This window comes from Sphingobacterium sp. HSC-15S19 (assembly GCF_050433745.1).
GTDB classification, from domain to species: domain Bacteria; phylum Bacteroidota; class Bacteroidia; order Sphingobacteriales; family Sphingobacteriaceae; genus Sphingobacterium; species Sphingobacterium siyangense.
In genome coordinates this window covers 185059-194189 of sequence record NZ_JBNPWQ010000011.1, presented here as the reverse complement: position 1 = coordinate 194189, position 9131 = coordinate 185059, and the positions used below count along the sequence as shown (strand labels likewise).

11 protein-coding genes are annotated in these 9131 nt (G+C 36.5%); 4 read left to right on the top strand and 7 right to left on the bottom strand.

The window, feature by feature from the left end; genetic code table 11:
- Positions 1-208 precede the first annotated feature (208 nt).
- Positions 209-631 (top strand): RNA polymerase sigma factor, encoded by a 423-nt coding sequence (locus tag L1283_RS11400; RefSeq protein WP_088160913.1) that lies wholly within the window; start codon positions 209-211, stop codon positions 629-631.
- 305 nt (positions 632-936) lie between these two features.
- Here the strand turns inward: L1283_RS11400 and L1283_RS11395 are convergent, their stop codons facing one another.
- From L1283_RS11395 to L1283_RS11375, 5 genes are all read right to left on the bottom strand, one after another.
- A complete protein-coding gene (locus L1283_RS11395) occupies positions 937-1470 on the bottom strand; it encodes an NADPH-dependent FMN reductase (RefSeq protein ID WP_075991829.1) in 534 nt (177 codons plus the stop codon).
- A 558-nt stretch (positions 1471-2028) separates the two neighbouring features.
- A complete protein-coding gene (locus L1283_RS11390) occupies positions 2029-2562 on the bottom strand; it encodes a GNAT family N-acetyltransferase (RefSeq protein WP_088160915.1) in 534 nt (177 codons plus the stop codon).
- 69 nt (positions 2563-2631) lie between these two features.
- Positions 2632-3201, bottom strand: a complete 570-nt coding sequence (locus L1283_RS11385) for a hypothetical protein (RefSeq protein WP_088160916.1) — start codon at positions 3199-3201, stop codon at positions 2632-2634.
- 19 nt (positions 3202-3220) lie between these two features.
- Positions 3221-3619 carry a hypothetical protein gene (locus L1283_RS11380; protein WP_088160917.1) on the bottom strand — a complete coding sequence of 133 codons (399 nt, stop codon included), beginning with the start codon at positions 3617-3619 and terminating at the stop codon, positions 3221-3223.
- A 201-nt stretch (positions 3620-3820) separates the two neighbouring features.
- A complete protein-coding gene (locus L1283_RS11375; RefSeq protein ID WP_088160918.1) occupies positions 3821-4471 on the bottom strand; it encodes a hypothetical protein in 651 nt (216 codons plus the stop codon).
- Positions 4472-4948: 477 nt separating this feature from the next.
- Here L1283_RS11375 and L1283_RS11370 point away from each other — a divergent pair, with 477 nt between their 5' ends.
- Positions 4949-5647: an RNA ligase family protein gene (locus tag L1283_RS11370; RefSeq protein ID WP_201665078.1), complete on the top strand. Its 699-nt coding sequence runs from the start codon at positions 4949-4951 to the stop codon at positions 5645-5647.
- Positions 5605-6756, top strand: coding sequence for an AAA family ATPase (locus L1283_RS11365; RefSeq protein WP_232475734.1), 1152 nt, complete (start codon positions 5605-5607; stop codon positions 6754-6756). The genes L1283_RS11370 and L1283_RS11365 overlap by 43 nt, the downstream gene beginning before the upstream one ends.
- Positions 6757-6963: 207 nt before the next feature.
- Here L1283_RS11365 and L1283_RS11360 read toward each other — a convergent pair whose 3' ends face one another.
- Positions 6964-7458, bottom strand: coding sequence for an STM3941 family protein (locus L1283_RS11360; RefSeq protein WP_088160921.1), 495 nt, complete (start codon positions 7456-7458; stop codon positions 6964-6966).
- A 289-nt stretch (positions 7459-7747) separates the two neighbouring features.
- On the opposite strand from L1283_RS11360, the gene L1283_RS11355 reads away from it, so the two are divergent.
- Positions 7748-8320 (top strand): Crp/Fnr family transcriptional regulator, encoded by a 573-nt coding sequence (locus L1283_RS11355; RefSeq protein WP_232475735.1) that lies wholly within the window; start codon positions 7748-7750, stop codon positions 8318-8320.
- 32 nt (positions 8321-8352) lie between these two features.
- Here L1283_RS11355 and L1283_RS11350 read toward each other — a convergent pair whose 3' ends face one another.
- Positions 8353-8838: a hypothetical protein gene (locus L1283_RS11350; protein ID WP_088160923.1), complete on the bottom strand. Its 486-nt coding sequence runs from the start codon at positions 8836-8838 to the stop codon at positions 8353-8355.
- Positions 8839-9131: the final 293 nt, after the last annotated feature.

Sequence of the window (9131 nt, the reverse complement as noted above, 5' to 3'; positions counted from 1 at the left end):
CCTTCCAACTCTTTGGAACGGCTTGGAATTATCCACTTTAGTCTTTTTTGTCATATACTTTACAATTTAGTGTAAAGCTATATCAGGACAAGACATATCCGTGTCAACCGGTTTGGTCTGTACGTTTTCTATCGCTTGCCAGCGCAGGATTGTTGATCACAATAAATGAAATTTTCATATTTATTTAAAATTTAAGTAATATTGAATTGTGAAAAACAAGGTAAACCAAGAATTTAGCAAGCAAGATTTTTTAAAATCTTTTCGAGAGGGCAGAAGGGATGGTTTACAGTTTCTGTACAAAACTTTCTATAGTCCAATGTGCTATTTTTTAGAAAAGATGAATCTTGATAAAGGTACCATCGAAGAAATAGTGCAGGACGTATTTTTAAAGCTTTGGGAGCGCCGGATTGATTTTGATCATGTTGAATCAATCCGTGGTTTTCTCTACACAAGCTGTAGAAACGCCGCTTTAAACAGGATTCAACAAGAAAATCGGATTCAACAAAAAACCAATTTTTATACGTCACAAGTTGATCTGGTCGATTTACCGATCAGCCATCAAATGATCTATATGGAAACGCTTCGAACGATCCATGATGCCATTGATACGCTGCCTGAGCAGCTAAGGTAAGGGCTTGCAGCTTATTCGCCATTTCTCTGCTATTTCTCTGCTGTTTCTCTGCTGTTTCTCTGCTGTTTCTTTGGTGTTTCTCTGCTGTTTCTTCGCTATTCCTTTGGGATTGCTAGGGGTCTGATTCGCTTCTTCTTTGCTATTTCTTTGTCGTTTTATTGGTGTTTTATTGGTGTTTCTTTGCTTTCAAAGCAAAGAAAAGGTAAGCAAAAAGTCAATAATATGCAAAGTAATATGTACTCAGTACATCGGCATAAGTTATGCAGAATGTACGAAAAGGCAAATAGATTTTTAGCGGAATGCCGCTAGGATGAAATTTGTTGCTTAAAGTCCGCTATTTTTTCCTTCAGACTATTGAGGTGTTCAGGACTGATTACGCCATTATCCTGATCAAAATTTTCGTAAAATTTGGGAAGCGAAAATGTTTCTTTAATGATTGCTCCAAACTGCGGGAAAAATTTCTGCGCTTCGGCCATCACATTTCCACCACCATAACCTCCTGGTGAAGTTGTCATAAGCAACATGGGTTTATCCTGGAAAACTTTAACATTTATTCTAGATGCCCAGTCAAATACATTTTTAAATGCTACGCTATAGGAGCGATTATTCTCTGCGAGGGAGCAAATGATCATGTCACTGGAGGCTATATGATCGAGGAAAAGCTGTGCTTCCTGTGGGAATCCATTCTTTTCTAGGTCTACAGAAAAGACAGGCATGTTATAGTCATTCAGGTCGATCAAATTAATCTCGTGCCCCTCGAAGCTTTTAAGTACAAATTTGACCAATTGTTTGTTAATTGATGTGGAAGAATTACTCCCAGCGAATGCAAATATTTTCATGTTTTATCCTTTATGATTATCAGTTGTTTAAATTTAATCAATTTCTCGAAACAATTAGAGATTTAGACTTGACTTGTCGTTTCTGATAGGTTTTGATTATATGGTATAATTTTTTGAAGTCCTCGCTATGCATATTTCGTTCATTTATTATCATGATTAAATTATCTGTTGCCTGAAGTTTTATGGTTCTGAATTTAAAATATTTTTTCTCCTTACTAAATAACTTTATGATATTAAACGGATTCCAAAAGTGATTCATATCAATCACTTTTTTTGTATATCTGGTTATATGACACATATTTAAATCCTTTCGATATAATCCACCTAAGTTTACTTTGGTAAGTGTATCTCCAGATATTTCGAAGTGCTCAAATCTCCAAACGCCTGTAAATATGATGAGCCCACAGCAAGTTTCCCAAATTATTCCTAACAGAGAAATAGAATACTTAGAAATTATTATTGGGAATATAGCAATACAACCAAAAAGAAGAATAAGTATAGGAAATGTATGATCACAGCGCAACTTGATATTCTTTTTATCCATGAGAAATTGCTGTTTTATTTTTCCGATTTAAAAATAGCGTATAATGGGATATCGTAATACCGGCCATCTTTCTTTAAATGTTGTTTTAACAGGGCCTCTTTTTTCATTCCTATTTTTTCCATGACTTTTCCCGATGCTGGATTATGGGGGAAGTAGGTCGCAAAGATTTTGTTAAAGTTTAATTCTTTAAATCCAAAATCAATGATTGCTTTTGCAGCTTCAGTGACATAACCTTTATTCCAGTAAGGAATAGCTATCCAGTATCCCAATTCAGCCTTATCCGAGCCTTCATCATGCAGACCAATAGCTCCGATCAGTTTTTTATCTTTATTCCGAATAGCAAAAGTGAATCCTTTACGATTGGCAAATGCTTCTTCCGCTAATTTAAGCCAGTATTCAGCATCCTCCTTTCGGTAGGGATAGGGGATATTTGATGTGAAGTCTGAATAGACCTTGTCTTGCAGATAGTCTACAATCTGTGGAATATCAGTCGTTTCTATTGCGTTAAGAATAAGTCGTTCTGTCTCTAATTGTGGGAAATCTTTCATCTGATTAAGTCTTCAGTATGGCTAAAATGAAATTAGGGGTTACTTAGTTTTTATAAATGTAGGAAAGTTTTATGAGATTCTTTTCCATATATTTTTTCGGGTGTAATAACTATAAATTCCAGTAATTGCGATTAGGATCAAAGTTATCAATAAGCCTATATATACATTGAAGAACATATGGACCAGTGTAAAACCAATGAGTCCAATTAGGCTTTCTAAAAAAGCTTCCTTTATACGGGACGGAGGATTTGAGTTCTCAAGGTATCTGGTATACTCTTCTACAATTGGTCGATCGGTATCGGTCCAATCAAAATGCGATAGTTCTGCGGAGGAGACCCATATTGCTTGGACATATTCTAGCATGGCAACTTCGCCAGAGGAAAAGGTGCAGAGAACAGGATAGCGACAAACTGCCGGACTTTTATGGCCTTGTTGCGTCATCTCTAAGGGCCTTCCGACAAGGATATCTATACTTAGCTCTTCCCTGATTTTGAGCGACAAATTTGCTTTCGTTGGCAGGTGGGACTCGGTTATGCGACCAGGAAATTCCCACTTTAAGGCATGCGTCACCGATGGCGGGCGCTGACAAATGAGTACCTTATCGTCCTTCCTTATAATCGCACAAGTCAAATAATGCATAACGGTTTAAAGATAGACATTAGGAACTAGATTCTTTACTTTCAATTTGATGACTTTCAAACAGCTCGATGCGGCCTTCAATAATCAACAAATAAAAGTTTTCAAAACAATCCTGATAGATCTTTTGTTCCAATGATTTTATTTCTTCAAAGAGACGTTCCTTCGCTACTGCAGCGTAACATAGCTCATTTTTTGATGTTGTCATCGTTTCTTGACAGGGGGTGTCGTGAAGCTGTTTGTACAGGTCGCCTAAATCTGAAATGTCTTCACTGCGGTGGTAGGAGGGATGAAACCATACCCAAAAGTCTTCTTGATTTTTATAGGGATGCGGTAATAATTGAACGCATGTATTTCTGAATAGATCTCCCGGATGCTTTTTATAACGGAAATGAGTGGCTGTGGTCTTTAAACTATTCATAAAGTTAATTTGTTTGTAGGTTTACAAAAAATAATTCAAGAATAAAGATGTCATCTTAAATATAGGTATTTTTTTTAGTATTAAAAATTTACAGTTGACGTTAGCGCTAATTAGATCGCGATAGGATACAGAATACCACAGTCACAAAGCTGCACTCGAGCTGCTCCGCTAAAAAATGTAAATCGTATTCATTTTATGTTATCATCCCCAGAGCATTTTGATGAGAACGGATATTGTGAATACGAATAATCCGATATAGAATATGTTTGTCCCATGTTTTCTGTCATGATCTGAATAGGAAAATATCCGTTCGCCATTCGGTAGGCTCTTTCTGGAACTAAACAACATATAGCCGATTGCAATTCCTAAAAGTCCACCTAGAAGGGCTGAAATATAGCCAAAAATAACCCAATACTTCTGCTGCGGTTCCGGTTCCCGTAGTTGCATGAGCCGTTCCTGTTTCAAAAGATCTAGCGTTTCCTGATCAATCTCTTTCCCTCTTTTTAATAAAATTTCTCTAGCCAGTGCGTAGTCTAATTTGTTCCATTCATCGGGTTTTTGAAGAATTTCTAAGAGCTCTTGGTCGGAAAACTGATACAGATAATGGTCGTCTTCAACCAAGGGGAGAGACTGCATTTCCTGCTCTTCTAAAATAGATTCTGCATTTGCAAAATTGGCAGGATCTATTTGAATCTCATATTGAAATCCAACCGTGTTTCCAGAAAATGTAATATCCACAGGGGGGACATTATCTGCCAACCGCGTTGTTACACCTTTTTCCGAAAGTAGTTTATGACATTCTTGTGCTTCTTCTAAACTAGAGAACCTTTTTAACACGATATATGTATCCATGTGATCAATTATTTTTTAGTCCCTGTATTTATGATCATTTGACAGTCCAATGCTGTATGCAATCTTGGCTATTTGCCGTAACACCGCAAAATCGGACGCGAATGGTTAAATAATGGATTAATTATGTAGTGTCTTTTTTGTATAAAGTTAATAAAGCCGGTTTGATACTTTTCAGCTTAAAGGTAGTAAAATCAAATTCTATTTTATAGAAACAAAAATAGAATCCCAGCTAAAAGATGAAGAAACATTTGATTCATCACATTTTTGCTGGTATTCGTCACATTTTTCTGTTTTATGTTTTTAAGATAAATTTAATACTTTTGTAGCAATAGATCATTAGTATTGTCAATTTTTAAAATTTAAAGTCATGTAATGCATTGTCGATATTTAGGAAGAAAGTAAACAACGGGATTTACCCGGTTTGTTTACCCTACACCTATGTCTTCAATTTTATTAGTATGGATTTAAATTTTAAAAATGGAATCAACAAAATATGGTCGTACCTATCATTTCCCATTTTCGCCAGGGACAAGCAGCGACGATCGTTTTAATCAACATTATTGGAAGGATATACAATCTTTCCATAAATTGTTATTTACAGAAAAATTAGATGGTGAAAATAATTGCCTTTCACGGCGTGGAGTATTTGCACGATCCCATGCAGCTCCGACCACGTCGCCATGGACGGCTCAGCTTCGGGAGCATTGGTCTAGATTAAAAAACGATCTGGATGATTTAGAGTTTTTTGGTGAAAATCTTTATGCTGTGCATTCTATCGAATATGTGCAACTTGAGCACTATTATTATGTTTTTGCTGCTCGAATTAAAGATCAGTGGCTTTCATGGGAAGAAGTTACTTTTTATGCCAGTTTATTTGATTTGCCTACTGTACCTGTTTTAAAACTTGAAATTGTAAAGGGTTTGACTGAGTTGGAACTTCGGCGTTCAGTCGAAAATTTGGCCATGCAGTCTTCTAAATTTGGATCGGTTGACCCTAAAACTGGAGAAGCATGTACGATGGAGGGGTTAGTCTGCAGAAATGCTGATGCGTATACTGTCAGTGAATTTCAGCACAATGTTTTTAAATATGTTAGAAAAGGACATGTCCAGACCGACGAACATTGGACAAAATCATGGCGAAGAACAAAAATGATTTGGGAAAGGAGGGATTTCTAATGGAATGGACAATAGCAGTAAATAAGAATTGGTCGGCTTTAGAGAAGCAATTTTCTTGGGTCAGGGATATGGAACAGGTACAACAAGACCCTTTACATCATGCCGAAGGGAATGTCGCGATTCATACCCAAATGGTATTACAGCAGCTGGAAGGATTGCCTGAATACCGGAATCTGGATTATCAAAAGCAGGAGCTCCTCTGGGCTTCCGCTTTATTGCATGATGTCGAGAAGAGATCAACGACAATTGTCGCTGCAGATGGTCGTATCAGCTCTCCAAATCATGCCAAAAGAGGAGCACAGACCGCACGGGAGATTTTATTTCGTGATGTGGAGACCCCTTTTGCATTACGGGAGGAAATTGTCGCATTGGTACGCTATCATGGGTTGCCATTGTGGTTGATGGAAAAAGTCGATCCAATGAAGAGCGCCTTGGAGGCGTCATTGAGTGTCAATATGGGCCAACTTAAGTTGTTGGCCGAAGCAGATGCTAAAGGAAGGTACTGTGCCGATTTGGATGCTTTGCTCTACGCATTGGATATGTTCGAACTGTATAGTAAAGAGATTGGCTGCTGGGATGCCACACGTTCTTTTTTGTCCGAAAATGCACGATTTACATATTTTAATGGAAACAATAGCTATGTTGATTATGTGCCTTTTGATACATTCAAATCCACCGTGACTGTACTTTCAGGTTTGCCGGGAATGGGCAAAGATTATCAGATTTTAGCGATGAATACTGACCTCCCTGTTATTAGTTTGGATGACATCAGACGCAAATATCGCATTGATCCTACTGATAAAAAGAGAAACGGATGGGTTGTACAGGAAGCAAAAGAGCAGGCAAAAAAATACTTACGCTGTGGACAGGATTTTATCTGGAATGCCACCAATATAACTTCCCAGATGCGAAAACAATTGATCGATCTTTTTGTCAGCTATCAAGCTTATGTGAAATTGTTATACGTTGAAAAACCCTATAAGATTTGGCGCGCGCAGAATAGCGATAGAGAGTACCCACTACCAGAAACTGTCTTGGATAAAATGCTTCATAATTTGGAAGTTCCCCAGTTAACAGAAGCCCATGAGGTTATCTATATTACCGCGTAGATGGTTTTTTACGGTTGAACCGCTAATATTTTTGAATTGATTTGAAGAATTAAATAAAGTACTAAATCTCAAAATTTTGCGTTTTTATAGCAAGGATATTTTCTGATGTAACCGTGTTAGATATAATAAATGCGAATCAGCCCACTTATATGGATAAGGGGCTGATTTTTTTTAGACTACCTTTTTTTGGGGAACGCCGATGTACAGCTACATTTTTAGTCGCTGTAGCAACAGAGCCATAAGCTCCTTTTCTTTGATATCGATGACATCTATGTCGATCCAAAAAGATGCAGGTTTTGTTGATAGATTACAGTCAATAAAGCTTAATAAATGAATTAGACGGCTTGTTTTTTCTTTTCTTAGCGATGAAAGGTCATTTAGTTTTATAAAAATAGAATTTGTCCGATATAAACCAGTAACAAAATAATCGATATCCGTCCATGGGATTTGCTTCGGTTTCAATATGCTGTTGTTTAGTAATATATGCTCATCTATAATGAGTGCGGCCTCTCCTCTTCGATAGCGGTTTAACTGTTGTAGTCTAAGATAAAAAACCGATGCGGCCACGAGTACCCATATCGTCGAGGTTAGTTTAATAATAAAATCATAGTATAACCAGGCATATAACCCAATGACTACTGGAAGAAAACATAGCAGCATGCTAATGATAATTTTTCCTTTGCTAAAATTAATTTTGATCATTGCTTTCTCTTTTTTCAAAAAGTACAAACTCTGCAAAAAATGGAGCCTGCCATTTTCATCATAGCTCCAATCTGTTAATCATATTATTGGAGTACCTGTTATAAAGGTAGGGGGTAAAAGCCATTGAAACTATTCCGATTTATGAATCGTGCTTGTTGAATGATTATTCGTATTACTTGAATTTATCTTGTCATCCCTTCCGTATTGAGCTTAATTGAAATGGTACCGCGTTTCTTTTTTTTGATAAAATGAATGAGTAGCTTTGTTTGTACAATAAATTGATGGACTGTTGGAAGAACTTAGAGAACATTTGAAGAAATTTATCGATATCGATCCGATTGAATTAGAGGAAATATTGAGTTACTTTAACATGAAATCGGTCGCGAAAAAAGAAAACATACTGGAAGAAGGTCAGGTTTGCAAATATCATTTTTTTGTATTGAAAGGTGTTTTACGTAAATTCTTTGTCAATGAAAAAGGTGTTGAACAAACAACTGAATTCGCTATAGAAAATTGGTGGATGACAGATAATATGGCTTTCGAACATAAGCTTGTCACTTCGTTTTACATTCAGGCGGTGGAAAAGTCCGATGTGGTTTATATCAGCCAAGAAAATCAGGAAAAATTGCTCGCGGCATTTCCTGTCATGGAACGATATTTTCGCTTTGTGTACCAAAGAGCATATGCTGCGGCACAAATGCGGGTTAAGTACCTATTTTCGTTATCCAAAGAGGAATTTTACCATGATATGCGCCGTAAATATCCCCAATTTGTCCAACGTGTTCCGCAATACCTCATTGCCTCATACCTGGGGTTCACACCAGAATATTTAAGTGAAATCCGAAAAAAAATAAACTTCTGAAAAACCTGCTAAAATCTTACTGTAATTACAGGTTAATAGCATTGGTCTGAATCTGCAATACGGAAGGGTTGAATTTGAAATTGAATGTTGTGTTCGTTAGCATAAGCTTTAGCTAATTTCTCGAATTTTTCCATTGCCTTTTCTTCCGAAACTGCAAAACAATGCAGGTTTAATTCCAGCGGTTTCTCAGAGGTTGCTGGATCGATGCGCAGTTGCTCAACTTCAGAGAGGACGACGGCAAAAGAAGTTTTACAGATCTCAACTTCTAAATGCGGCCCCATTAATTGAGATGAAATGCTATAATAAGAATCGTTATTTTGGATTTCTTCCTGAAAGGGATCTAAATAAGTCGTAACAATAGATCGATAACCATATTTAGCATTACCAAAAAAGTGATCAATATATTCCTGTGCTTTTTCATATGTTGAGAAGACACCTTCCAGATTGGTGAATAAATCTGGATCTTCTTTTACTTCTTTTGAAACTACTGTATATACCTTAATGGGGTTGGTTGTCATATTTTATATGCTACTGTTTGTACATTAAGTAAAAGTAAGTTTTTCTGCAAAAAAACTAATTTAGACTTTTGTCTATGAGCGATTCTAAGATAAAATCCTCGTTTTAAAATAAAAAATTTCCTTTGTTAACTTGTAGCCTGTTTAGAGCAGGTGTTTGTGCTTTAAAGTTGTATATAATTTTCGTATTCTCCAAATTTTTTACTGATTGTTTTTATTTGCTTTTCCAATATAATATAAATTGCTCGTATAAGTACCTCAATGAACGAATTATCGCATTTTATTTGAAGTTTGTA